General features: G+C 27.4%; 25 protein-coding genes and 1 riboswitch. Of the genes, 5 read left to right on the top strand and 20 right to left on the bottom strand.

Annotation, left to right across the window (positions count from 1 at the left end; translation table 11 throughout):
* Positions 1–14 precede the first annotated feature (14 nt).
* Positions 15–3,446 (top strand): hypothetical protein, encoded by a 3,432-nt coding sequence (locus ACTG46_RS08095; RefSeq protein ID WP_479923910.1) that lies wholly within the window; start codon positions 15–17, stop codon positions 3,444–3,446.
* 93 nt (positions 3,447–3,539) lie between these two features.
* Here ACTG46_RS08095 and ACTG46_RS08090 read toward each other — a convergent pair whose 3' ends face one another.
* From ACTG46_RS08090 to ACTG46_RS08080, 3 genes are all read right to left on the bottom strand, one after another.
* Positions 3,540–4,457 (bottom strand): DUF11 domain-containing protein, encoded by a 918-nt coding sequence (locus ACTG46_RS08090; protein ID WP_054269989.1) that lies wholly within the window; start codon positions 4,455–4,457, stop codon positions 3,540–3,542.
* Positions 4,458–4,502: 45 nt separating this feature from the next.
* Positions 4,503–5,006, bottom strand: coding sequence for a hypothetical protein (locus tag ACTG46_RS08085; RefSeq protein WP_054269988.1), 504 nt, complete (start codon positions 5,004–5,006; stop codon positions 4,503–4,505).
* A gap of 347 nt (positions 5,007–5,353) precedes the next feature.
* The gene (locus ACTG46_RS08080; protein ID WP_054269987.1) at positions 5,354–6,010 is read right to left on the bottom strand and encodes a pentapeptide repeat-containing protein; all 657 of its coding nucleotides are present in this window, start codon (positions 6,008–6,010) and stop codon (positions 5,354–5,356) included.
* Between the two features lie 185 nt (positions 6,011–6,195).
* Here ACTG46_RS08080 and ACTG46_RS08075 point away from each other — a divergent pair, with 185 nt between their 5' ends.
* Positions 6,196–6,351, top strand: coding sequence for a hypothetical protein (locus tag ACTG46_RS08075; protein ID WP_167641116.1), 156 nt, complete (start codon positions 6,196–6,198; stop codon positions 6,349–6,351).
* Positions 6,352–6,415: 64 nt separating this feature from the next.
* Positions 6,416–6,631, top strand: coding sequence for a transposase (locus ACTG46_RS08070; protein WP_479923909.1), 216 nt, complete (start codon positions 6,416–6,418; stop codon positions 6,629–6,631).
* A gap of 100 nt (positions 6,632–6,731) precedes the next feature.
* Here the strand turns inward: ACTG46_RS08070 and ACTG46_RS08065 are convergent, their stop codons facing one another.
* Entirely contained in the window at positions 6,732–7,205 is a 474-nt protein-coding gene (locus ACTG46_RS08065) for a type I restriction enzyme HsdR N-terminal domain-containing protein (RefSeq protein ID WP_021384283.1), read from the bottom strand.
* 266 nt (positions 7,206–7,471) lie between these two features.
* On the opposite strand from ACTG46_RS08065, the gene ACTG46_RS08060 reads away from it, so the two are divergent.
* Complete coding sequence (locus tag ACTG46_RS08060; RefSeq protein WP_054269986.1) at positions 7,472–8,644, top strand: DUF1002 domain-containing protein; 1,173 nt, start codon at positions 7,472–7,474, stop codon at positions 8,642–8,644.
* Positions 8,645–8,727: 83 nt separating this feature from the next.
* Here the strand turns inward: ACTG46_RS08060 and proC are convergent, their stop codons facing one another.
* From proC to ACTG46_RS08020, 8 genes are all read right to left on the bottom strand, one after another.
* Positions 8,728–9,531, bottom strand: coding sequence for a pyrroline-5-carboxylate reductase (proC, locus tag ACTG46_RS08055; RefSeq protein WP_054269985.1), 804 nt, complete (start codon positions 9,529–9,531; stop codon positions 8,728–8,730).
* Positions 9,532–9,570: 39 nt separating this feature from the next.
* The gene (locus tag ACTG46_RS08050; protein WP_407815283.1) at positions 9,571–10,161 is read right to left on the bottom strand and encodes a helix-turn-helix domain-containing protein; all 591 of its coding nucleotides are present in this window, start codon (positions 10,159–10,161) and stop codon (positions 9,571–9,573) included.
* Between the two features lie 993 nt (positions 10,162–11,154).
* Positions 11,155–11,763, bottom strand: coding sequence for a DNA-3-methyladenine glycosylase (locus tag ACTG46_RS08045; protein WP_054269983.1), 609 nt, complete (start codon positions 11,761–11,763; stop codon positions 11,155–11,157).
* A 106-nt stretch (positions 11,764–11,869) separates the two neighbouring features.
* Positions 11,870–14,605, bottom strand: a complete 2,736-nt coding sequence (locus ACTG46_RS08040; RefSeq protein ID WP_054269982.1) for a sensor histidine kinase — start codon at positions 14,603–14,605, stop codon at positions 11,870–11,872.
* Between the two features lie 147 nt (positions 14,606–14,752).
* A complete protein-coding gene (locus ACTG46_RS08035) occupies positions 14,753–15,544 on the bottom strand; it encodes a MetQ/NlpA family ABC transporter substrate-binding protein (protein WP_054269981.1) in 792 nt (263 codons plus the stop codon).
* 36 nt (positions 15,545–15,580) lie between these two features.
* Positions 15,581–16,237 (bottom strand): methionine ABC transporter permease, encoded by a 657-nt coding sequence (locus ACTG46_RS08030; protein ID WP_054269980.1) that lies wholly within the window; start codon positions 16,235–16,237, stop codon positions 15,581–15,583.
* Complete coding sequence (locus tag ACTG46_RS08025; RefSeq protein ID WP_054269979.1) at positions 16,230–17,195, bottom strand: methionine ABC transporter ATP-binding protein; 966 nt, start codon at positions 17,193–17,195, stop codon at positions 16,230–16,232. Before ACTG46_RS08025 ends, ACTG46_RS08030 begins: the two co-directional genes overlap by 8 nt.
* Positions 17,196–17,311: 116 nt before the next feature.
* A riboswitch (SAM riboswitch) is annotated at positions 17,312–17,418 on the bottom strand.
* A 306-nt stretch (positions 17,419–17,724) separates the two neighbouring features.
* Positions 17,725–18,324 carry a hypothetical protein gene (locus ACTG46_RS08020; protein WP_054269978.1) on the bottom strand — a complete coding sequence of 200 codons (600 nt, stop codon included), beginning with the start codon at positions 18,322–18,324 and terminating at the stop codon, positions 17,725–17,727.
* Between the two features lie 245 nt (positions 18,325–18,569).
* Here ACTG46_RS08020 and ACTG46_RS08015 point away from each other — a divergent pair, with 245 nt between their 5' ends.
* Complete coding sequence (locus ACTG46_RS08015; protein ID WP_054269977.1) at positions 18,570–19,166, top strand: DUF3793 family protein; 597 nt, start codon at positions 18,570–18,572, stop codon at positions 19,164–19,166.
* 85 nt (positions 19,167–19,251) lie between these two features.
* On the opposite strand, the gene ACTG46_RS08010 is transcribed toward ACTG46_RS08015, so the two are convergent.
* The 8 genes from ACTG46_RS08010 to ACTG46_RS07975 form a co-directional block, all read right to left on the bottom strand.
* Entirely contained in the window at positions 19,252–20,244 is a 993-nt protein-coding gene (locus ACTG46_RS08010) for an NrtA/SsuA/CpmA family ABC transporter substrate-binding protein (RefSeq protein ID WP_079739707.1), read from the bottom strand.
* Positions 20,245–20,976: an ABC transporter ATP-binding protein gene (locus tag ACTG46_RS08005; protein WP_054269976.1), complete on the bottom strand. Its 732-nt coding sequence runs from the start codon at positions 20,974–20,976 to the stop codon at positions 20,245–20,247.
* A complete protein-coding gene (locus tag ACTG46_RS08000; RefSeq protein WP_054269975.1) occupies positions 20,969–21,739 on the bottom strand; it encodes an ABC transporter permease in 771 nt (256 codons plus the stop codon). Before ACTG46_RS08000 ends, ACTG46_RS08005 begins: the two co-directional genes overlap by 8 nt.
* A gap of 84 nt (positions 21,740–21,823) precedes the next feature.
* Positions 21,824–22,534, bottom strand: a complete 711-nt coding sequence (locus ACTG46_RS07995; RefSeq protein WP_054276440.1) for an AIM24 family protein — start codon at positions 22,532–22,534, stop codon at positions 21,824–21,826.
* 179 nt (positions 22,535–22,713) lie between these two features.
* The gene (locus tag ACTG46_RS07990; protein ID WP_054269974.1) at positions 22,714–22,866 is read right to left on the bottom strand and encodes a FeoB-associated Cys-rich membrane protein; all 153 of its coding nucleotides are present in this window, start codon (positions 22,864–22,866) and stop codon (positions 22,714–22,716) included.
* 25 nt (positions 22,867–22,891) lie between these two features.
* The gene (gene feoB, locus ACTG46_RS07985; RefSeq protein WP_479923908.1) at positions 22,892–25,048 is read right to left on the bottom strand and encodes a ferrous iron transport protein B; all 2,157 of its coding nucleotides are present in this window, start codon (positions 25,046–25,048) and stop codon (positions 22,892–22,894) included.
* A 102-nt stretch (positions 25,049–25,150) separates the two neighbouring features.
* On the bottom strand, positions 25,151–25,372 hold the full coding sequence (locus ACTG46_RS07980; protein WP_021384243.1) for a FeoA family protein: 222 nt from the start codon (positions 25,370–25,372) through the stop codon (positions 25,151–25,153).
* Between the two features lie 12 nt (positions 25,373–25,384).
* Positions 25,385–25,597: a FeoA family protein gene (locus tag ACTG46_RS07975; RefSeq protein WP_021384253.1), complete on the bottom strand. Its 213-nt coding sequence runs from the start codon at positions 25,595–25,597 to the stop codon at positions 25,385–25,387.
* Between the last annotated feature and the right edge of the window lie 86 nt (positions 25,598–25,683).

The following is a 25,683-nucleotide window of genomic DNA, read 5'->3' as shown; positions in this document are numbered from 1 at the left end:
AAAGGAGTGATTTAATGGACTCAAACATGTTAAATATTATTGTAAGTAATACTCAAAAGATTCCTATAATAATAGGAAATACTTCTACTTTTAGTATTACTATACAAAATCTCAGCACCGTGCAAAGATTTTATAATCTAGGTCTTACTATTACAATACCTGATGGTCTGGTCCTTTCGACATCTACTTTTTCACAAACATCTAGTATAACAAATGCGGATAATAGCATCACATATTCTTGGATTAATATGAAAGACCTTGCACCTATGGAGGTAAATTTCACTTTTAGTATAACTGTTAAGTGTAATACTAAATTTAAAAATGGAACTGTAATACCATTTGGATATATATTTTCTGGAATAAGTGTATCTTGTCAAGCAGATACTATGCCTAGAGGGAGCTATGATATAGGTAATGTAGTAATTACTAATGGTATAGCTATGTCTTTTCAAACAATAATGTTTAATAGTACTATTACTACACCTGGAAAAGTATTAAAAGGTGCAGGTAGCCTACTCACTTTAAATGATTATACTCAAGTTAGCACTGCTACTTGCAAGTTTTATAATAATTCAAATTCTTCATCCTTAGTTAATATAACAATACTATTAGATGATGGAATTAGATATATAGGAAATGTTACTACTTTAGGTACTGATGCATCACAATTTACAACTCCTACTATTAACTTGGTTAGTATTAATAATAAAATGTATACTCAACTTTATTATAGTAATGTAAATCTTTCAGTAAGTAGCAATACTACTTTAAATTTTAATTTTGCAATATGGAATCAATATAACAGTAATCAAGGAAATTATATTGTTCATGGTACTACATTGAATATGTACATTAGTATGGTATCAGCAAACCCTCAAGTAACAGCCAGTTCTAGCAGTACTACTAGTTTTTCAGCAATGGATTTGATAATAGCTACTTCTACAAGTAAATCTATAGTTGATATACAAAATACAGTAACTTACACCTATGTATATAAGGTTGGGCAATATTACAATATACAAAATGTATTAGTTCATTATTTGTTACCTGATGGAATCCTTTATCTATCTAGCTCTATTAATCCAACATCAGTGGCAAATAGTTCTACAATGAAAGGATATTATCTAACTTACAACTTTGCTTTTATGCCACAAAACTCTACACAGACCGTAACAATAAGTGCAAAAATTAATAGTTTTTATACCTATAAATTTGATACAAATAACATAAATCTACCTGTCGTAGCTTCTGATCCTTTTACTTCAACTACTGATATTACAGGTACTCTTGTAGGTTCATTAACTCAAGTCACTGATAATTCTAGTGTATCTTCAAGTATAAGTGTAGGAACAATTACCAAACAATTTGTTAAAGGATACTATAAAAATGGAACCTCTAAAACAATAAATTCTTTAGCTCCTGGAGATTTTGCTGAGTATTTATTAACTTACAATGCATCTACATTACAAGCTACTCAAAAACAAGTTTATATAGATGACTTTTTCCCATTATCATCTAATCCTATAACCAGCTTAACTTACAACTACACTGGTTATAATCCTGTATCTCAACCTAAACTAATAAGTCCCCATGGAGTGGATTTCTTCTATGGAAATATACCTGGCTTAACTACTGCTACTATTAGTTTTAAAGTACAAATAGAACAACTTGGTTCTTCTGGCCAAAATGCTAATCTAATGAAACTAAAAGGAATAAATACCTATGGATATGCCTATAGCAATCGTGCACAAGTAAACTTTAATATAGGCACTCCTAATATTCAATTAACTAAGACTGTTAATGGTCCTAACACAACAGTTATAAAATCTAATGAAATCTACACATATGCAGTTACTATAAAAAATACTAATACACTAGGAACAGAAACAGATGCATTTAATTTTACTCTTAATGATACTTTATCTAACTGGTTTACTCTTAAGAAAAATAGCTTAATAGTTAATGGAACAGGTAGTTATGATGAAATTAAAATTGAAGATAATAGTATTATTGTTAGTATTGATAAACTTGCTCCAGGTCAATCTATCACTTTAACATACAGTGTAACTATAAGCTCAGTCATGGCTCCAGGAGTAAGTATTACCACTACAGCAACTAATACTAATCCATATTCTCAAGAATATGATGATTATTCAGATAACTACCAATATTCTAATCTTAATAAAAGTGCATCAGTTAAAATCTCTTCAGCTAACATAATAGTATCAAAAAGTAATATCGCATCTACATTTAAGGTTGGCTCTTTAATAACCTACACAATTACAGTGACTATTCCTCAAGGTACCATTGCATATGGACTATATATAAAGGATGTTCTTCCAAATGGAGGTCAATCTTATGTAGGTTCTGCATTTAAAAACGGTGTATCTATAATACCAACAGTATCATCTTATACAGTTACATTACCTACTGAAGGAACAATAGATGCCAGAGTATCATCACAAACAATAGCTTACAACATGACCTGTAGAATAATTAGTGCAACTAAGAGTATTGGTGCATTAACTTCTACACAAAATAATATTGCACAATGCCTATATCAACAAATTCAAGGTGGTAGTTATACCACAGTTTCTAATACATTAGCTATAACAGTGAATCATCCAAACTTAGTAATGACATTAAGTGCAACAGATAAAACTACTTCTACTATATATAACCAAACTGCTAGTATAAGTACTAATTCTGTTATGCAATTTTTACTTATATTCCAAAATAATAGTTTAGTAAATTTAGTAAATGGTACTATACAAATTCCTATAAATAATAATTTCTTATTTACTTCTATAAACACAACTTCATTCTGTAATGCAACCTATAATAGTTCTACAAAAAATGTTGTTATTTCAATACCACAGTTAGGTCCATCTATGTCTGGATATGTAACTTTTACAGTAATACCTCAATTAATGTTGGTCTCTGGTTCTTCAATGACTACTCAGGCAACTGCTATTTCTTATTATAATGATATATGGCCTACTAAAATATATGGTGGTGAACAAAGTAACACTATAACTTGCTCTTTAGTCCCTGGAGTTTCATTATTGCCAAATCCAGCTAATAAAATAGATGATTCAACATCATATATTGTTACACCTGCAGGCAATACTGCAGTTATATTAAATTATTTTAAAAATACTGGTGGAGGCTATGACAGTTATTCAATAACTATACAAAAAGTAGCTATTTCTTATACACTGTACATTAATGGTACAAAAATAACTGATGTACCTACTAATACACTTTATCAAGCAACTTTACCTCAATTAACAAATTTACCTCCTAATAGCAGCAAATTAATAGAACTAGATGCGGTCATTCCTTCTAATCAACCATTAGGTGTTAGGTATGATTTTTATATTACTGTTACATCACAAACTAATCCATATCCAAGTAAGACAGTTTTAAATATAGATCCTAGTTAAAAATATCTTCTATCATGAGTATTTATAAATACTATACAGTTTATTTCTTTATTATAAAAAACCATCGATTATACTTGATAATATTCGATGGTTTTAATAATATAGTAATATATTTGAGCTAACAAACAATTTACCTTTATAAATTTGGCTTGTTGATGTATTTTCAATATTTATTTTTATATTATCTTTATTTAAATAGGTAATACCAATAGGTACAAGCATGTTACAAGAAAATCCAAAAACACTTATTTTAGTTTTCATTTTTTGGTTTTTGTTTTTTCTATTAGTTTTTTTACATTTTAGTTTATAATTTATTTCGTATTCTATGTTACCTAAAATAATAAAGGTGCATACATCAGAATTTTGTTTTCTATATACATCATTGGCAGGAGTATTAACAACCTTTGTTTCTAGTATATTTACTTTTACTTTTATATCGATTATTTTATCTATTCTTTGAGATATTTTTATATTGTTATCCACTTGTAATGATTTAAATACTTTATTTTCAACATGTGTGTTCACTTTATTACTTTTCATTACTACTCTAGTGGGAGACATCTCAATATTGTAAATATAGTCATGTTCTATAGTGGAGCAATTTTTTATTGTATTACAGAGATAATGAGGTAATACTATAACTTTAAATGTTATTATTATGCATTTTCCTGAATTAATATCATGCAAACTAAACCCTTTTTCTGGATTTATGAAATATTTCTTTATACTATTTATAGTTACTGAGTTATTTATAAATTTTGTCCCTGTTGGAATTTTATCTTGAAAAAATGCATTAGTTACAATATACTTACTAACATTTGAAATGCAAACTGTATATGTTACTATATCAAAAGAATAGGAATGTTTCTTATCTACATATTTTTCTATCTTTAATATATCCTTTACTATATCAGTAGAAACTACATTACTACAGATAGTCTTTACTATTACAGGACTTTTAGGTGATAATCTATATTGAAAGTCTATCCTACATTCATTTATTACCTTCATTACATCACTCTTTTCTATTTATGTCTGTTAGATATTAGATTATTATTACTCTAAATATTGCATTAACATAGTTACACTTACAAATATTTTACTCTGATTGAGCTTTACACTTACGTCTTCTACAAAGTATCTAAGATTAATTCTTTCCTCATTACTATCATAATTTGGGATAACTATGAAAGTACTAAATGGCAACATAATATTTAATACTTTATTTTTTTTATGTTTATTACGCTTACATTTTTTGTTGGTATTTTCATATTTTAATATTAAACTCATATTAATATTACCCAATATAATAAGATTTTTCCCACTTAAATGTTGCCCTTCTAATGAAGTTCCTTTTATTGTATCCACGATTTTTGTATCACATAATTTTAATGAGTATATTTCTATAGATGGAGTTGTATATTCTATTCTATAATCTTTAGACTTTTTATTAGATAATTGTATATTTTGATACGTAGTAAATTGTTTAAAATATTTTAGTGGATGTAATTCTCCAAAGCAAGATATATTGTATGTCATTTCACCTATACTATAATCCATATTCTTTTTTCTCCCTTTTAGTGTATTCTTCAATACAATGAAAAATTTATAATGTGGTATTCTCTACCTATTAATATATTATATAATATTAAAACTATTAATACTAAATAACCAAAAAGTCTTGTATCATCTATATATTTTTCACATTAACTCCCTTGCTTAATATTTTTTCAAGTTATTACTTTAGTATATATACTAAATGTTGGGTATTATATAATAATTATTTCATGTGGTATTTTTTTATTTATCTAACAAAAAAGAGTCTATCTTTTTTGGATAGACCCTTGTATAAAAAAATGCTACCTTCTTTGTAGAGGATAACATTTTACAGTATATTTTGACATAAATTATAATATACCTTCAGACTTATAAACTTCTAAATTTTTCATTATATAACTTAGTGTACAAAATTCCTTATCTATTCTTTCTCCAATTAATGTCAATCCATCTATTAATTGTTTTTCTTTAAAGTTTTCTAAAAGTACCATTATACTTATATAATTAATGCCACCATCTTTAGTATCTAAAGTTCTTGATTTTTTAACATACTTATTTTCCATTGCAAATTTTATTGCATTTTCTAATCTTTCACTCATCTCTATAATAGGCATTGCTTTAAATACTTTTATTTGAGGTGAATTTATATCAAAGTTTTTAGCTTTAGTTATGTCTGTATTTAAAAATATTACGTTTTTAAATTTAGTACCAGAAAAATCTACTTCTTCTAAATTAACTCCTTCAAATATAGTATTTTCAAATTTTGCATTTTTAAATTTACTTCTTTTTAGGTTTGCTCCTATTATTTCTGCTGATTTGAACGTACACCCATAAAAGTTACAAGACTTAAAGTGAGCTCCTCTTAAACTTGTAAAATTAAAGTTTGAATTTGAAAAATCAGTGTTATAACAGTTACTTCTTTTTAAGTCTTGATACATAAAGTTTTTGTCCATTTTTTTTGCTTTATTGTATTTTAATCCTGTCTCTATCTTTTGTGTATTATTCATTCTTCCTCCGTAATTTAAAAGCTCATATACTTATAAGTATATACACTTGATAATAATTATTTTTTATATAATTATTTCTAATATTAACATATAATCTCAGCCATAACAAATTTATTATATATTACTTATAATAATAAAATGCTGTCTTTTTGATATAATATAATTAAACTTAGGAGATTTGTAAAATGAATGATGAATTTAACAATAAAGATACTTCTAGTAAATATGCATGTAATAATACTATGATTTTATATAAAATACAAGAAATTTTAGAAGACAAAAACATAGATGATTTAGAATTTACTAAAGGAAATCAAAAACAGGCTATAAAAGTAAAATAACTTGCTACACTTGTGAAGAGTGTAGTAATTGCCAGTATAAAGGATAGTAATAGTAAGATTCCTCTTGAAAATAGAACTAAAAACTTACAAGTATCTAAGTTATTCCATGAGAAAAGAAAACTTAAAAAGAATTATAAGCCCGAAGGGGTGTGAATTTAGGATTAATAGAAGTATACAAGCAGAAGGAGCTTTCACTCAAGTAAAACAAAATATGAAATTCAGAAGATTTTTAAGCAGAGGTAAAGAAAATATTCTATCAGAATGTATTATTTTTATATAAAATAATTAAAAATGTACTTATTAAGATAGGTAAAAGAGCTATCACAGAACAAATTTAATTTGCTCATGCGACAGCCCCTTTTAATATATATGCTTAATGTTTAATTTTCATGATGATTGCATCCGCATCCACAATTTTCATCGTGATGGTGATGTTCTTCTAATTCTTTGACCTGTTGTTCCATTTCATTAAACTCTTTTACCATTATATCATAAGTTGGAAGAGCTGCCTCAGTATCGTATTCTTCGCCTCTCCAATCAGCATACATCATAGCATCCCCATTAGTTAAAACTAATCTACCTGACATAGTTATATTATCCACTTCTTCTAAAAATTCTATTTGTTTTTGTAAAACTTCGCCTTCTAGCTCTACATCTTCATCCAAACATTGTACTATCATTACAGGTGCATAATAGTCTTCCTCATCTTTAACATTTACAATAATATCTAAAACTCCTTCTGCGCCTTCTTCAAATTCTGCTAATTCAACATTTGTATCAATCATATCCTGAGGTACTAATAAGTCTTCTATTAAATATTTTATTACTCTGTCTTTTACTAATTCTTTTGACATTTATTTTTCTCCTTCCGATTCTATAACATTATCATAATCATTTCTATATTATAGTATACTACATTAATTGTTTTTTCAATCTCTTACAAAAATTATTTTTTTATTATCTTCCTTATATTCCCTTTTTTATTACAATCTTGTAATCGCATTGATTTAAAAAATAGTTTATATTTAGTATAATAGAAATGTAGCACATATTTTTATTCAATATATTAATAAAAAGTATATTTGAAAATGTAATGTATGTTAAATCTAGGAGGAATATTATGAAGTTTAAAAAACAAATTAGCTCTATTATTGTATCTACGATGCTTGTACTTGGAAGTATGAACCTTTCTTATGCAGATGGCACAAATGTAGTTACACTTGGAGCTAACTTATCAGAATCTCAAAAGCAACAAATGCTTAATTACTTTGGAGTAAAAAAAGACCAAGTCTTAGTTTTAGATGTAACAAATGCAGAAGAAAGACAATATTTACAAGGTGTTGCAACAGAAGGTCAGCTTGGAAAAGTTACTATATCTTGTTCATATGTTGAACCTACTAAAAAAGGAAATGGAATTAATGTTAAAACAGCAAATTTAACTTGGGTAACTAGCTCAATGATTGCTTCAACACTTACAACAGCTGGACTTGAAGATGCAAATGTTATCGCTGCTGCTCCATATCCTGTAAGTGGTACTGGTGCATTAACAGGAATTATGAAGGCATTTGAAGATGCTTCAGGAAAGAAACTTGATGAGACAAAGAAAGAGATTGCTTCTGAAGAATTGGTAGTTACAGGTGATTTAGGAGATGATATAGGCCAGGAAAAAGCAACTGGTGTAATGAATGATATAAAAACAGAAATTGTAAAAAATGGAACAAAAGATACTAATCAAATAGCAAATACAATAAACAATGTTGTAAATAATTACAATATTACTATTACACCAGAGCAAAAAGAACAAATTAAGGGTGTAATGAAAAAAATAGCTGACCAAGATTATGATTACAATAACATGAAAAATACATTGGACAATGTATCAGATAATGTAAATGAGCAATTAAAGAAATTAGGTGAAAGTGTTAAAGGCTCTGGTATATTAGACACCATTGGTGGATGGTTTAGTGGAATAGGAGACTGGTTCTCTGGTTTATTCTCAGGTGGAGATAAAAAAGATTTAGGAATCTTAAATAACACTAATGATGAGTCTCTTGGCTCTAATGCTGTAATAAACTCTACAGAAGGTGTTCAAATAAATCCACAAGATAATACTAATTCAAATAATGATAGTAATTCAAATAACTCAGAAAATGATAATACAACTAACAATGAAAATAAAGATAACTCTCAATCAAATAACGAGGACACAAATAATTCAGAAAATCAATCAAATAACGATGATTCAGTTGGTTTTTTTGAAAAAATAAAAAATTGGCTTTCAGGCTTATTTTAAAAATTAAATAAATAAAGAAAAAGAATTGCCTAAAATAGAAATTTTCTATGAAAGGCAATTCTTTTTCTTGCAATAAATTTTTATTACTCACTCATCTTTTTAGATTTATCTATGCATGCACATATAGCTTTTATAACAGAGGCTCTAAAACCTTCTTCTTCAAGTACCTTAACTGCCTCTATAGTAGTTCCTCCAGGTGAACATACCATATCTTTTAACTCACCAGGATGTTTTCCTGTTTCAAGTACCATTTTCGCAGAACCCATAACTGCTTGTGATGCAAATTTATATGCTTGTTGTCTTGGCATACCTGCAATTACTGCTGCATCTGCCATAGCTTCTATAAATAAAAATACATATGCTGGTGCTGAACCACTCGCTCCAATTACTGCTTCTATAAGATATTCTGGCACTACTTCAGTATTTCCAAAAGAATTAAATACTTCTGTAACTGCTTCTAGGTCTTCATTGTTTATATTTCTATTTATAGAAAGAGAAGACATAGCTTCATTTACAAGAGCTGGAGTATTTGGCATTGTTCTAACTATTTTCTTATCATTTCCTATTATTGACTCTATATCTTCTATAGATTTTCCTGCTGCTATTGTAACTATAATTTTACTATCATCTATAAAATCTTTTATCTCTTCTAAAATATCATCATATATATCTGGTTTAACAGCTACAATCACTATATCAGAATTTCTAGTTACTTCCTTTGAATCTTTTGTAGTTTTTATTCCAAAACTTTTATATATTCTATCAAGAGTTCCTTGACTATATGCTGATGCTATAACCATATCAGGTTCAACTAATTTTGAATTTACTATCCCTCCTATCATAGCGCTTGCCATATTTCCTGCACCTATGAATCCAATTTTTTTCACTATAGTACCTCCTTATTAGCTAATATTAATAGTTAAAATTTAAACTTCTTTAATTGTATCAGATTTCTCAAATGGATTTGGGATACTTACAACCAAAATCTTTACTAATTTATTAGTGTAATTAACCCAATTATGATTGTTCTTTTCACTATTATAGTGTATTGTGTCTCCTTGATACATTTCTATTTGCTCATCACCCAAAAATACTGTAAGAGTACCCTCTAGCACGTACACAAACTCCTCACCTTTGTGTACATAACAACAAATATCTTCATTACTCTTACTTGGAAGAATTTCAATTAGTCTTGGCAACATTGTTTTTTCTTTTAAATTAGATGATAAATGATAATGTATAAATGTTGAATTTTCTACATCAAACACTTCTTTCTCATAACTTCTCAATACAGCTCTTTTATGCTCTTTTGGCTTCATAAAAAAGTATGTTAATTCTACATCTAATACACTTGCTATTTTTCCTAAGGAATCTGTTGCTACACTTGTCAATCCTCTTTCAAGCTGTGACAAAAAACCAATTGATAAGTTTGTTTTTTCACTCATATCTTTCAGTGTCATTTGTTTTTGAGTTCTAAGTTGTTTTATTTTTGCTCCTATGTCCTTATTCAAAACCATCACCCCTAAATAATTTTAATTTTTTCATAATATAAATACAAAAATATAAATATAGGCTATTATACCTATTTTATTTCACTCTTTAAAAATTTTATTAGTATTACTATAATTTATTATTTTTGTTTTGTCTATATTTTTAAGATTTATTTTTCACATATTTTTATATAACTTTGCTAACTAAATATCTATTCTTTATAAGTATTTATTTTTTATATAATAAAACTTAAGTTATTAATATGATTCAATATATTATCAAAATAATTCATAATAATGTATTAATCTTATTAATATATCCTATCTAATCAATATATCTAAATTATATTTTATATGTTGCATGTCTTATTTAAATTTAATTATTAAAAATTCAAATTATTATATTATTATTTCTACACATTATTACATCCTTTTTTATAATTATAACATAATCTTACAATTTAATGACATCTATTCAATGTCTTTTTTTACTCTGCAACATCTTCTATTTTACAATTTAATATTATACATATTTTTTAGATACAGACTTGTCAATTTTTAGATTGTCAAGTGTTATTGAAGTGCTTTATGTCCTCTTAAAATACATCATCTAATTTTTTATTTAATAAGAATTGCTTACTATAAGAAATATAACATCATCTTTATAGGATTCTTTTAAATATATCTCTATTCTAAATAGAATTTCTTTTTTTGTCAAAATTTCTTCATTCTTTAATAATTAATTAATTACTTATAAAATAAGTTAATTATCTATACAAATTTTATCATTTTTGATAAAATACAGAGAAAAAATTAATTTTAATCGCTAATTTCGCCAAAATATATCTTTATTTATATTAGTAAAATAATTATAAATTTATTAAAATATGTTTGTAATTCATAAATTTATTTTTATTAAATTAAAAATTATGTAAAAAAAGTGAGATATATATCTATAGAAAATTTTTCCTATAAATATATATCTCACTTAATAAATATATATCTCACTTACATAAAGACTTATTCTATATAAAAACGCCATAAAAAATCTTTCGCCTCTTCTGCATAATCTATATTTATACGCTTACTAGTTTTTATATCTATATCATCCTTACTAAATACCTTTACTCCTTCATCATCATAATAAAAATCACTTATATATAATTCTTCACCCATTATACTCTTGCTGTTTAGACTTCTATCTATTTTTAGAGCCTTGCAAAGCTTTCCTGGCCCATTAGTAATATTCTTTATTTGATATTTACTCAAATTATTGTAAGATTTATTGTATCTATTTATAGATATCTCATCTAAAGAAGTTATAGGTTCTACACCTCTTATTAATACACACTCTGGTGTGTTTTCTACATTTGCTGATAAATTTAAACAGTTGTACATCCCATAAATTAAATAAACATATATATGCCCACCATCTAAATATAATGGCTTCGTTCTGTCGGTTTTTTTATCACCATATACATGTGCTCCTTTGTCATTTATACCCATATAGGCTTCCGTCTCTATGATTTTAGTAACGATTGTTTTATCTTCATACTTTCTTATAAGATATTTGCCTAATATTGATTTGGCTAAATCAATACCATTTTTTCTAAAAAAATCCTTTTCCAAAACTTCACCTCATAAAATTTATTTGCAATAAACTAAGTCTAGCTAAAAACATAAATAAAATCAACTTATTTTATGATTGTATACAAATAATAGATTTCAATATTTATTATTTGTATATATCAAAAAATTCTATTTCGAATTTTTCAATATTGTCATTATAATTTGAATTATCATAGACTTCTTCAACCACTTCTTTAATTGGGAATATAATCTTCACTTCAGTCCCTTCTCCTACTTTGCTGTCTATGTAAATTTCCCCATTTTGAATTTCAATCAATGATTTTGTAAGACACAATCCTATCCCACTTCCAAATTCATTTGATATACCACTATTTTCAATTTGTTTAAATCGATTGAATATGTCACTCAATTTATCTTTTTCTATACCTATTCCAGTATCTTTTATAAGTATTTCTACTGTCTCACCTTTTTTATAGATACCTACAAGAATTTCTCCACCTTCTAAAGTAAACTTTATAGAATTTGATAATATATTCAATATTATCCTTTCTATAGATTCTGGGTCAAGCCCTACCCTCATAGTTTCCTCATTTGTATCAAAAATCAAATCTATTCCCTTAGACCTAGCATAACTGCTAATAGATGTAACTATTCTTTCTGTTATATCGATAATATCAAAATTAACTGCTTTAATCTTATATATCTCTGACTTAACTTGAGAAATATTTATTATGTTATCTATTAATCTCAATAATCTAAACATATTTTGTTTAGTTATTTGTATATGTTCTTTTAGTATATTCTGAAAATCTATTATTTTTCCTTTTTTATAAAGATTTTCGACAAGTTGAACTGAGCTATATATATTATTTAAAGGAGTCTTAAGTTCATGAGATATATTAGCATAAAACTCCATCTTCATTTGGTCATATTGTCTCTGTTTTATTAGTGCTTTCTTAAGTCTTTCAGACTCTCTTTGTACACTCAAATCTTTAATAATTCTAACTCTACTTCTCTTTTGTCCAAAATACAATGTTCTTGATATCATCTTTACTTCTCTAATATGATTATTTTCGTTTACTATGTGAATGCTCTTTTCTCTCTCTCCTATATTTAAATTATTTATGTATTTTTTTACTAATATATTTCTATATTTTTGCGTTGTGGCTCCTAATACATCACTAGAAATTCCAAATAATTCTCTAAAAGCTCTATTTGTATATAGAACTCTTGATGTACTTAAATCTTCAAGAAAAATAGCCTCTGGTATAGCATCAAGTAATTTTTCGTATATTATCTTTTGTTCATTTGCTATTCTAAGTATATTTATCTCTTTAGTTATATCTCTAAATGTAAGCAATTTAAATAGCTTATTATCTGACCAGTAGTCTCCAACTCTAACTTCTTCAACACGGTCTTCACCATCTATATCAGACATTACAAAATTAACTATACAGTTTGCTGTATCATTGTAACTTACTATTTCAGCTTTCTTTTCTTGTGTAAGATTTAATCTTTTAAATTCTCTATTATCAAAGAAATCTATATTGAAAGTTTCAAAATACTGTTCTAATGTCATACCAACTAAATCACTGGAATTACATCTAAAACTCTTTTCATATTTCTTATTTATACTAATTATCTTATTCTTCTTTATACCACCTTCAGCACTCCTCACAAGTATAGGGGATGGAATATTTAATATAATGTTTTTGTAATCTTTATTTATATGTCTTATTTCCTCATCCATTTTGATTTCATTTGTAATATCATTTAAGCTTATTAAGTAATTACTTTCATCTTTATTATTACTTAAACTCAACAAATAGATTTTATCATTTAATTCTACCTGCTTGTCGATTATACTTATATCATTGTCAAATTTTTTTAATTTTTCAGCTACATTTTTATCTTCTTTGACAAAAGTTAATATTTTATAAAAATTACTCATATCTTTTGAAAATTCATCTTTAAACTTATTATTTGTATAACTTATATTAAAATCATAATCCGTTACTATCCATACGTTTGGTATTGTATCAAGAGCTTGTCTCAATAACTCTTTCCTTTGGTCTATATAATTCTTTAGTGTTCTTTGTATAGTCATATCTTTTTCTATAGCTAAATTTATCTTACTTAATTGCTCTGACTTTCTACTTAATTTTTTATTTATATAATCAAGCTCGTAATATGGATATACAATTCTATTATTGAGACTGTATACATATACATAATAAGTGTGGTTACATAATAATAAATACACTACTCCTATTAATCTCTCTGTATCTACTACACTAAAATAAATTGCTATAAATCCTATAATAGTTGTAAAAAAAGCAAAATATGATAAATCTTTTATTAACTTATAGTGTTCAACTGTGCTATCAAGTTTATTCAATAAATATATCAAATTAAACAACGACACGACAATATTAACTAATATAATAATCATATTCCAGTTAAAATCACTAAAAATATTTCTTATAAAATAGTCTACTATGACAAAAGCACTATAAAAGATTAATACAGGGCTTATTCTCAAATTTTTTACTTTAGAAATGGTTAAATATATAAAAGTAGACATATTAATTATACTTAAATTTAGTAATACAATTTGGAATGTTTGAAGTTTTAAATCTGCTACGCCTAAAATACTTACAAAAACTAATACGAGACACCCTGACTTTAATATATTTATAAATTCGTCTTTTTTAAAACTAGTTATATAAACTATAGAGTATCCAAATATCCAAAGTAAAATTATCCTATACATATTTATAGAAACTGTATACAAATTTATATTTAAAAGTGCAATAATCAAAAATACCCCATTAGCTAGTATATAGACCTTATTCTTGCTTAAAGTTCCCTTAGATTCCATATTCCCCACCACTTCTTCATTTTTATATAGTTTTACCTATAAATATGTTACCACAATTCTTCCAAAAAATTTGTCACTTTCTAGTTATAAAAAAAAATGAGTAAATATTTTTAATTTTACTCATTTTATAGATTTTGTATATTCAATTTAAAAAGCTGGAACTATACTTCCTTTATATTCATCTTGTATAAATTTTTTAACTTCTTTACTGTTCATAGCTTCTGATAAAGCTTTCATCTTATCACTGTCTTTATTATCTTCTCTACAAGCTATTATATTCACATATGGAGAATCACTTGACTCTATTACTATAGCATCCTTAGTAGGATTTAAGTTAGCTGTTAAAGCATAATTAGAATTTATAACTGCTCCATCAACATCCTTTAATACTGTTGGTAATTGCTCTGCATTCATTTCTTTTATTTGTATATTTTTAGGATTCTTAGTTATATCTTTTTTAGTTATAAGTTCTCCATCTTTTACTTCTATTATTTTATTTTTTGCTAATAATTTAAGCGCTCTAGCGCCATTAGTTGCATCATTTGGTACAGCTATAACTGCTCCATCTTTTATTTCATCTAATGACTTAACTTTTTCTGAATAGAATCCCATTGGCTCTATATGAACTTTAGCTGTATACGTAAGTTTATATTCTTTCTCCTTAACTGTTTCCTCTAAAAATGGAATATGTTGAAAGAAATTTGCATCTAAAGAACCTTCATCTAAAGCTGTGTTTGGAAGTACATAGTCATCAAATATTTTTACTTCTAAATCATATCCTTTTTCTTTTAATAAAGGTTTTGCTACTTCCAGTATCTTTGCGTGTGGATTTGATGAAGCCCCTACTAGTATTTTCTTATCCTCTTTGTTTGAACAACCAACTGCTGATATTGCTATTGCTGACACCAATGCTACTGATAATAATTTTTTTAATTTCATTTTTTACTCCCCCTCTTTAAAGTTTTTATGATTAAATTATTTTAGTTTCTTGTAAGCTAGATTTCCTATACCTTGTATTATCTGAACTAATATTACAAGTGCTATTACTGTATACACCATTACTGCTGTATCGAATCTTTGATATCCATAAATAAGTGCTACATTACCTAATCCTCCAGCTCCTACTGCACCCGCCATAGCTGTATAACCAAGTATAGATATTATTGATAATGTAATTCCAGATACTATTGAAGGCATAGCTTCTTTTATCATAACTTTAAATACTATTTGTCTCTTTGTAGCTCCAAAAGATCTTGCAGCTTCTATCAATCCTTTGTCAACTTCATTTAACGAACTTTCTATAATTCTAGCGATAAATGGTGCTGCACCAATAGTTATTGGTACTATTGCAGCAGTTTCCCCTATACTTGTTCCAACGATTAATCTAGTTATTGGAATCATTGCAACTATAAGTATCATAAATGGGAAACTTCTAAATATATTTACTATAAACCCTAAAACACTATTTATTGTGCTATTTGGTTTTAATCCATCTGGTTTTGTAACTACTAATATGATTGCTAGTATAAATCCTAATATTGTTGCTACTATAGTTGGTACTATAACCATATACAAAGTTTGTAACAATGCATTTGGAAATAGTGTTGTTAAAAAGTCGATTAAACTATTCATTTATCATTTCCTCCCATCTTATGCCTTTACTAGTTAGATATTGTTTTACTTGTTCCCCACTTTTATCTGAAACATTTATGATAAGTGAACCTAAAATATCTTCTTTAAATTGTTCTAATTTACCAAATATTATAGATACATCTATATTTAGTTCTCTTGCCATAGTCGTTATAATAGCGTCATTAGAAATATCTTTAGGGAATAGTATCTTTATATTTGTTCCTTTTGGTAAAATTATACTTTCTTCACCTATTAATTTTCTAAGTCCCTTAGTATTTCTTAAGAAAATCTCTTCTGTATCTCCTACCTCTAGTACTTCTCCATTTTCCATTATTGCTACTCTTCCACAAATCTGTTTTATAACTTCCATTTGATGAGTTACAACAATTATTGTTATTCCTAATTTTTTATTTATATCTTCAAGTAATGAAAGAATTGATTTTGTAGTATTTGGGTCTAATGCTGAAGTTGCTTCATCACAAAGAAGTACTTGTGGATTTAGTGCTAAAGCTCTGGCAATTGCAACTCTTTGTTTCTGACCACCACTTAAGTTCCTAGGTTTATCATTTTTCTTTTCAGATATACCAACCACTTCTAATAGCTCCAAAACTCTTTTCTGTATTTCTGATTTTGTATATCCAAAACATTCTAATGGTAATGCTACGTTATCAAATACAGTTCTTCTCTCAAGTAATGAAAAGTGTTGGAAAATCATGCCTAGTTCTTTTCTTAAATCTCTCATTTGCTTTTCATTTAGTGACTTTACTTCCTTATCAGAAACAAGCACATTACCTTCTTGATATTCTTCTAAGCCATTTATACATCTAAGTAGTGTTGATTTTCCTGCTCCACTATGACCTATTATTCCAAAAATTTCTCCAGATTCTATTTCAATACTTACATCTTTAAGTACTTGAATCTTTCCATAATACTTATTAACATTTTTTATGCTAATCATAAAATTTCCTCCCTATTATTATGCTAAGTTTTTATGTTTATCCTCGCTTATGTATTTTAATTTATATATAACAAAATAAAAGCCTGAGTATAAACTCAGGCTTAGAAAGCTATTTATACTCATCTATCAACTATATTAGTTGCAGGATTTAGCACCAATGTATATAAAATATACTGGTTGCCGGGTTTCAAAGGGCCAGTCCCTCCACCACTCTTGATAAGACGTTATTTAATTTAAAATTTAATTCGATTATCATTTGTTGCTATGTTATATATGATATATTCATTAATAATATTTGTCAATAAATTTATTTAAATTTTTTATTTTTTGTTTTTCTTAGTTAAAAATAAATAGATATCTTTTATTGACTTTCTAGTGTCTAAATCTTTGTATTTTCAATAGTTATATGATATTATGTAATTATTAATTTATCATTAATATAAAAAATATGAAGCCCAAAAAAGATAATACTTTTAGGGCTTCCATATATTGTGAAACTTTTTTATTTTCTAACTAGATATTTACTCTATTATTTTTTATTATTTCCTGTTATTCCTAGTCTATCATTCATATCTTTTATCATTTTTCTAAAACCACTACCTATATCATTTCCAACATCTTCTGTTCCATGAACTATCTTCATAAAGTCATTTTGACCTTTTTTCATATCTTCATCAGATACATTATCTAATTTTTTTATTCTCTCATCTATATCTTTTATTAATCTTTCACCTTCAGTTATTAATTCATCATTCATTTTCTTTAATTCTGTATCTTCTGTTTTACCATCTTTTTTAAGAGATGTTACAAATGATTGTATTTTATCTCTACTATCTTTATATGCAGCCTTCACATCAGCTAAATATTTTTCATTTCCTGGATATTCTTTATCCTTAAACTGATTATTTATACTCTCTGGAGTATCATAAATAGAATATCTATTTAAACCTGCTATATAATCATTATAGCTTGTTGAATAATAATTCATATAACCTTCATTATTATTTACTGATTCATTGGGATTTTTCCCTGCATTCTCACTTGGTTCTTCTGTTTTTTTAGTACATGCAGTCATTCCTATAGCTAATACTAACGCTAGTCCTACAAATAAGGTTCTTTTTAATTTCATTTTTATTACCCTCCTAGATGTTTTGTATTACAAAAAATTTAAATATATTTCTTTCTTAACTTAGTATTTCTATATTTTTATTTTTTATTTACTAAAATTAAACAAGATATAATTTATTTTTTGGGAAATTATAATAAATAAGTAACTAAATAAAAAAAATATATTTTTATTATTGATATTGATTATCATTCATAGTATAATCTAATTAATTGATATTAATTTTCATTTGAAGGAGGTTATCTTTTATGTCTTGTTGTAATTCACAATTTTGTTGTAAAAATAAAATTGAATCATCTTATATAAAATGGCTTTTAGAAGTTTTAGGTCCTGTCTTTTTAGGTTCTAAACCTGCTGAAATAATAAATATCTCATTTACTGATGTAAATAGAGAGGAAAAAATTAGTGATATTTACAAATATCTATATAAATGTAAAAAGATAGATTTTATAGTTATTGATAAAAAGAAAAAGGGATTAAAAATCTTATTTGTAAACAAAAAAGCTTTATCAGAAAGGCTAAAATGTAAAAAAACAGTAAATTTTTTAAAATTTCTGGGATACAAACAAAATACAAATGTTAATGCTTATTTAGAACATTTAGTAGATAAGCTTAAGGGTGATACTTTTCCTGATGAAATAGGAATTTTTTTAGGATATCCTCTCAAAGATGTGATTGGATTTATGGGATATAGTAATTATGAAGTTTCTATGATTAAATATTGGAAGGTTTACGGAGATACAAAACAATCAGAAGACACATATTCTAAGTTTTTACTTCATCGTAAAAAAATGAGAAAGTTACTAGACTACATAAGTGTAGATAAAATAGTAAGTTGCTTTTAGTTGTATTTTTATATAGTAATAAAAAATACACCCTTTTACTATACTGTTTCCATAATAAAAAGGGTGTATTTTCTAATTTAACATTCTAGTTTTGATTGTACAACATGTCTTTAATATCTATTTTCTTCTCTTGCATTCCATTAGACATTAAGAATTCTTGTGTGTCTTCTAACTCTTTTATATCTTTATCTGTTATTTTAGAACTAAAATCATACCAAGAATACATTTCTTTAGTTTCATCTAAAGATAGCCCCACTTCTTTAGATACAACATCCATTACTTTATCCTTGTTTTCATCCATATATTTTAAAGTCTCTTCATGAACTTTCATAAATCTTTTTACTAACTCAGGATATTTTTCAGCAAAATCATCACTTACTGCAGTAACTATTATTCCACTAACTAAGCCTTCTCCATTTACAATCATCTTAGCACCTGAGTTTATTGTTTTTAATGCCGTTGGACCTGCAAGCATTGCTACATCAGCACTTTTGCTTTCTAATGCAGAAGCAGCACTAGGAATATCCATATTTACATATTCAACATCATCTATAGTGTAACCTTCCTTAGCAAGTGCTGCAATTAACAATTGATGAAGTATAGTACCCTTTGGTCCTACTATCTTTTTGCCTTTTAAATCTTTTATAGATTTAATATTTTCATTATTAGTTATAAGCATATATCCTTTTGGTGATCTACTGTAAATATTTGTAACTTTAAGACCAACACCATTTGAAGCAGCTATTATTGCAGATGTTCCTCCTAATGCATGTAAAAAGTCTATCTCTCCTGCAGCTAGTGCTTGAGTTTGCTCTGGTCCTGTTGTCAATTCATGAAAATTAACTTTTATATTGTCTTTTTCAAATTCCTTTCCAAATAAATCATCCTTTTTTTCAAGTATACTAGGAACATTAAGTGGTGATTTCACATAAGTCAGATTTATTTCCTTAGGTAAACTAGCCTCTTTTTTTGCAGGTGCATCTTTCTCGTCATTTTTTGTTGAGCAACCTACAGTACCAACCAACACCATTACTAAAGATGTCATTACTGCTAAAATCTTTTTGTTTCTCTTAATCAATTAAAACTCCCCCAATTCCCTTAATATTTCTTTTTTTAAGCTTATATAATAGCTTTTTGTTAAATCTCTATTATATTCATCTTCGACACTAAACTGTTTAATCCCTTTATTTTTACTAAAAACAATTATTTTCTTTGCTATTTCCATAGCTTCTTCTATATTGTGAGTCACAAATACTACACCTTTTTTAGTATTTTTATGGATATTTACAACTTCTTTTTGCATTTTTCTTCTTGTAAAGTAATCTAGTGCCGCAAATGGCTCATCCATCAGTAAAATATCTGGATTGAAGGAAAGTGCTCTTGCTATACTTACTCTGTGAGCCATCCCCCCAGATAATTCATTTGGATATGAATTTTTAAACTTTTCAAGTTTCATCATTTTTAAATACTTATCCAAATCAACCTTATTTTTATTCTTTTTTTCAGTATGTAAAAGTATATTTTCACTCACATTCAACCATGGCATTAGTCTGCTTTCTTGAAATACTACACCTACTTTTGGAATACATTGTTTATCATTATTGTAAAAATATACATTTCCACTAGTAGCGTTTTCAAGACCTGCTAAAATTCTAAGTAATGTTGTCTTACCACATCCACTCTCCCCTAGTATAACAGTGATTTCTTCGCTAGATATATTTAAAGATACATCATCAAGAACCAAGTGTTCCTTATTATCAACTAAATATTTTTTATGTATATTCTCTAACAAAAATCCATTTCTAACCATTTAAATCAACCTGCTTCCCTTTACTAAACTTTGTTATTGCTTTTGAAAATAGATAATCTGAAAGTATACCTAAAAATCCAATAACAAAAATTCCTACCAATACAACATCAGTTCGTGACATGTCTTTTCCATCAGAAATTAAATATCCTAGACCTGAAGAAGCTGCAATAAGTTCTGCTCCAATTATAGCTCTAAAACTATATCCAAGACCTAAACTAAGTCCAACAACAATATCTAACATAGAATTAGGAATTATTATTTTATAAAAAATTCTCTTTTTAGATAAGTTAAAAGATTTACCTACTTCTATTAATTTATTATCGCAATTCTTTATGCCTTTCAATGTATTTAAAAATATAGGGAAAAAAGATGCCAAAATGATAATTATAATTTTGGATTCTTCACCTATTCCAAACCATAAAATCAGCATTGGAACTAAAGCTAGTGGAGGTGTACTTCGCATAAATTCAAAGAGTGGTTTGAAATATTCATACATTTTTTTATTTACTCCAAATATAACTCCAAGTGGTATTGCTATCAGTGAACTTATAAAAAAACCTATCAATATTCTTTTTATACTAGCATAGGCATTTAAGAAAATAGAACCATCGTATATCATTTTTATGAAAGTATCTAGAACCCTTTCAGGAGGAGGCAAGATATAGCTACTCCATATTCCTAGAACACATACAATTTTCCATAAAATTAAAATTATTAAAAAAATATAATATCCTTTGAATTTTTTATGAATTTTCTCAATCATATAAGACTCCTTTTAATATATCTATCCCTGCTACATTTTTTATTTTTTAAAATCCTAAAGAGTGATTAAACTACATTATAAAATTTAATCTATACCAATTCTCAACCCACCTGAATTCATTCTATCAGAAGGCGTAGAATCTGTTTTTAAGCCAGACAATCTTTCAGATGGTTGTATGATGACTATTTGTCCAGGTTCAACAAATTCCATATGATAAGATTCCCCAGAAGTCTGACCAATAAAAGTCTTCCATGATAATTTTGCTACTTTTGGATATGGTTCCCTTCCAGTCCAGGCTACTAATGCATCTGGGTCTACACAACAAGGCCCTTCAAGTATTAGAGGATTTCCATCTGTTATTATGGCAACATCTTGATTTTGGCCTGTTTTATTTACTAAATGTGTAGTAAAAAGCCCTTTTTGAGATAGTACCCCTGAACCAATTAATTTTACACTATAATGCAATTGTTCAGAAAATGCCAATAAATTTTCGCTCTCAACATAAATTGAATCACCTGGGTCAATCGATATTACATCTACATGATAAGCATTTTGAGCCAGGTAAATTTCACCTTCACCTTCAACAACCATTATTGGCATTTGTTCTCCTGTTAATGACCTTTGAACATGCCCTAACAGTGCTCTTCCTAAACCACCACCATTATTAGGACCAAGTAATAATTTTTCAAAATTAAAATTTCCTTTAAAGGCTACCATAGCACCTTTTTTTGCAAAAAATTTGCCACTTCCCCTTGCTATACACATAAGCTCATTTGTCACATCAAATTTAAACATAATATACATTTATATTGCTTTATTTAGCAATAATCCCTCCTAATCATATATTTGTCTATAATTATACATTAAAATTACAACATAGTCTAACCTACTTCAAACATGAAATTTATTATTTGTATAAAAAATAAGAACCTGATAATAAAGTAATTTAACTTTTTATCAGATTCTTATTTTATCTATCTCTTATTAGTATTACAGCTCTTACTACTTGAGCAACCAGAACAACCACATCCGCAACTGCTACCATTCTTTTTTGAATTTTTAACCATATGCATTATGGCTAACGCCATCAATACTACTACAATAGCTGCTATAATAAATGTAGCCATATTCACCACTCCTTATTTATATGAATTAATTTTTCATATAACTTAATTTACCGATTTTTTCTTTTTTCATATTTCTATTTGAATAAGTTAAAACTATCAATACTACAGCTACTGCTATAACTATAGATATTATTGCCCCAGCAATACTTCCTCCAGTTCCTAAAACTAAACTTCCAACTTGATTGATAAGAAGAGCAACTATATATGCTGTTAAAGTTTGGAATCCTAATGTAATCCATGTCCATTTCCATGAACCCATTTCTCTTTTTATAGCTCCAATAGCTGCAAAGCAAGGTGCACAAAGCATGTTGAATGACATAAATGCAAATGCACTAGCTACTGTAAACATACTTGCAACTGAACCAAGAAGTGCTGGGTCTTGCTCTGTCGCATCTGATATACCAAATAAAACTCCAAATGTCCCAACTACATTTTCCTTGGCTACTAGACCTGTAACTGTTGCTACTGATGATTGCCAGTTTCCAAATCCAAGAGGTGCAAATATTGGTGCAACTATATTTCCTAAACTAGCTAATATACTATCTCCAGCATCTACCATTTGTAATGACCAGTTAAATGATTGTAAGAACCAGATTGCTCCACAAGCTACAAATATAATCGTACCTGCTTTGATTATGAAGGCTTTTCCTCTATCCCACATATGTATTAAAACACCTTTTGCACTTGGAACATGATATTGAGGTAATTCCATAACAAATGGAGATGGTTCTCCTGCAAATAAACTAGTTCTCTTTAATATAATTCCACAAATGATTATCATTACTATACCTAAGAAATACATTGATGGCGCTACCCATGAAGCACCTCCAAATAATGCTCCTGCAAATAATGCTATTATTGGTATTTTAGCTCCACATGGAATGAATGTAGTTAACATAATAGTCATTTTTCTATCTCTATCATTCTCTATAGTACGAGTTGACATAACTCCTGGAACTCCACAACCTGAACTTATAAGCATTGGTATAAATGATTTTCCTGAAAGACCAAACTTACGGAAAATTCTATCCATTATAAAAGCTACACGTGACATATATCCACAATCTTCTAATATTGATAATAATAAGAATAGAAGCATAATTTGTGGGACAAATCCTAATACAGCTCCAACTCCACCAATTAGACCATCAACTACAAGTCCTTGTAACCAATCAGCTACATTTAAAGAAGCCATAAAATTACTTACATTTCCTTGAATAATTTCTCCAAACAGTACATCATTAGTCCAGTCAGTTGCTATAGCGCCCAATGAACTTACTGCTATATAATAAACTCCCCACATTATAAGTGCAAAAATAGGTAATGCTAATATTCGGTTTGTTACAATCTTATCTATCTTGTCTGATACAGTTTCCTTACCTTTTCTATTCTTCTTTATTATACTTGAAATTATTGAACTAATAAATTCATAACGATTTGCTGTTACTATACTTTCACTATCATCATCCAATTCATTTTCACAATCTCTAGTTATTTCTTCTATGTTATTCAATATTGTTTTAGAAATATGAAGTTTTTGTATAACATTTTCATCTCTTTCAAATAACTTTATAGCTAACCAACGTGTTTCCATATCTATGTATGGAGTTTTTTCTTCTATTATCTTTTCAATTTTTTCTATTGCTACCTTACTTTCATCAACAAAAGGTAATTTAAAATTTAATTTATTATTGTTACTTGCAAGTTCAATTGCCTTTTCAGCAGCTTCCATGATTCCTTGACCTTTAACTGCTGTCACTTCTACAACTGGGCAACCTATAACCTCAGACAACTTTTTAATATTTATCTTATCGCCATTCTTATTAACAATATCCATCATGTTAAGAGCTATAACAGTAGGTATACCTAATTCTAAAACTTGAGTTGTAAGATATAAATTTCTCTCTATATTTGATGCATCTACTATATTTATTACTGCATCTGGTTTATCATCTAACATAAAATTACGTGTAACCACTTCTTCTAATGTATATGGTGATAAAGAATAAATACCTGGTAAATCTACTATCTCCACATCTTTATTTCCTTTTAACTTTCCACCTTTTTTTTCAACTGTTACTCCTGGCCAGTTCCCAACATACTGCGATGAACCTGTAAGCCCATTGAACATTGTTGTCTTACCACAGTTAGGATTTCCTATGAGACCTATTTTTATTGACATTTCCATTCCCTCCATTATTATTTAAGTACATAACTATTCATGATACAGAAAATCATTCTCATTATGTAATTGCACTAAATCCATTCTAATTAATTAATTTTATTATTCCACGATAATTTTTTCTGCATCTGACTTACGAATTGATAGTTCATAATCTCTGACTGTTATTTCAATTGGGTCTCCAAGAGGAGCTACTTTTCTTACAAATACATCAACACCTCTCGTAATTCCCATATCCATTATACGTCTTCGTGTGGCTCCTTCCCCTTCTAACTTCTTGACTTTTACAGTCTCCCCACACTTAATATCCTTTAGTCTGTTCATATCATTACCTCCCTATATTATTATTCTACTTGCCATCTTTTTGTCTAATGCAACTCTAGTATCTTTTACATCTATTATTAAATTCCCATCTATCTTAGAAATTATTTTAACATTTGTACCTACTACAAAACCTATACTATTTAAAAAAGTTCTTGTCTTGTCACTTCCTGAAATCTTCTTTATAACTACTTCTTCTCCTGTATTTGATAGTATCAATGGCATCATATAATATTCCTCCTCTTAAACTAATCTAAATTTATAAGCAATCGTTATCTCATATATAAATTACAATATTTTATCTTAAATTTTAG

It is taken from the genome of Clostridioides sp. LIBA-7678, assembly GCF_056716065.1.
Note: the sequence above shows the minus strand (reverse complement) of the source record. Positions and strands in the feature narration are given on the sequence as shown.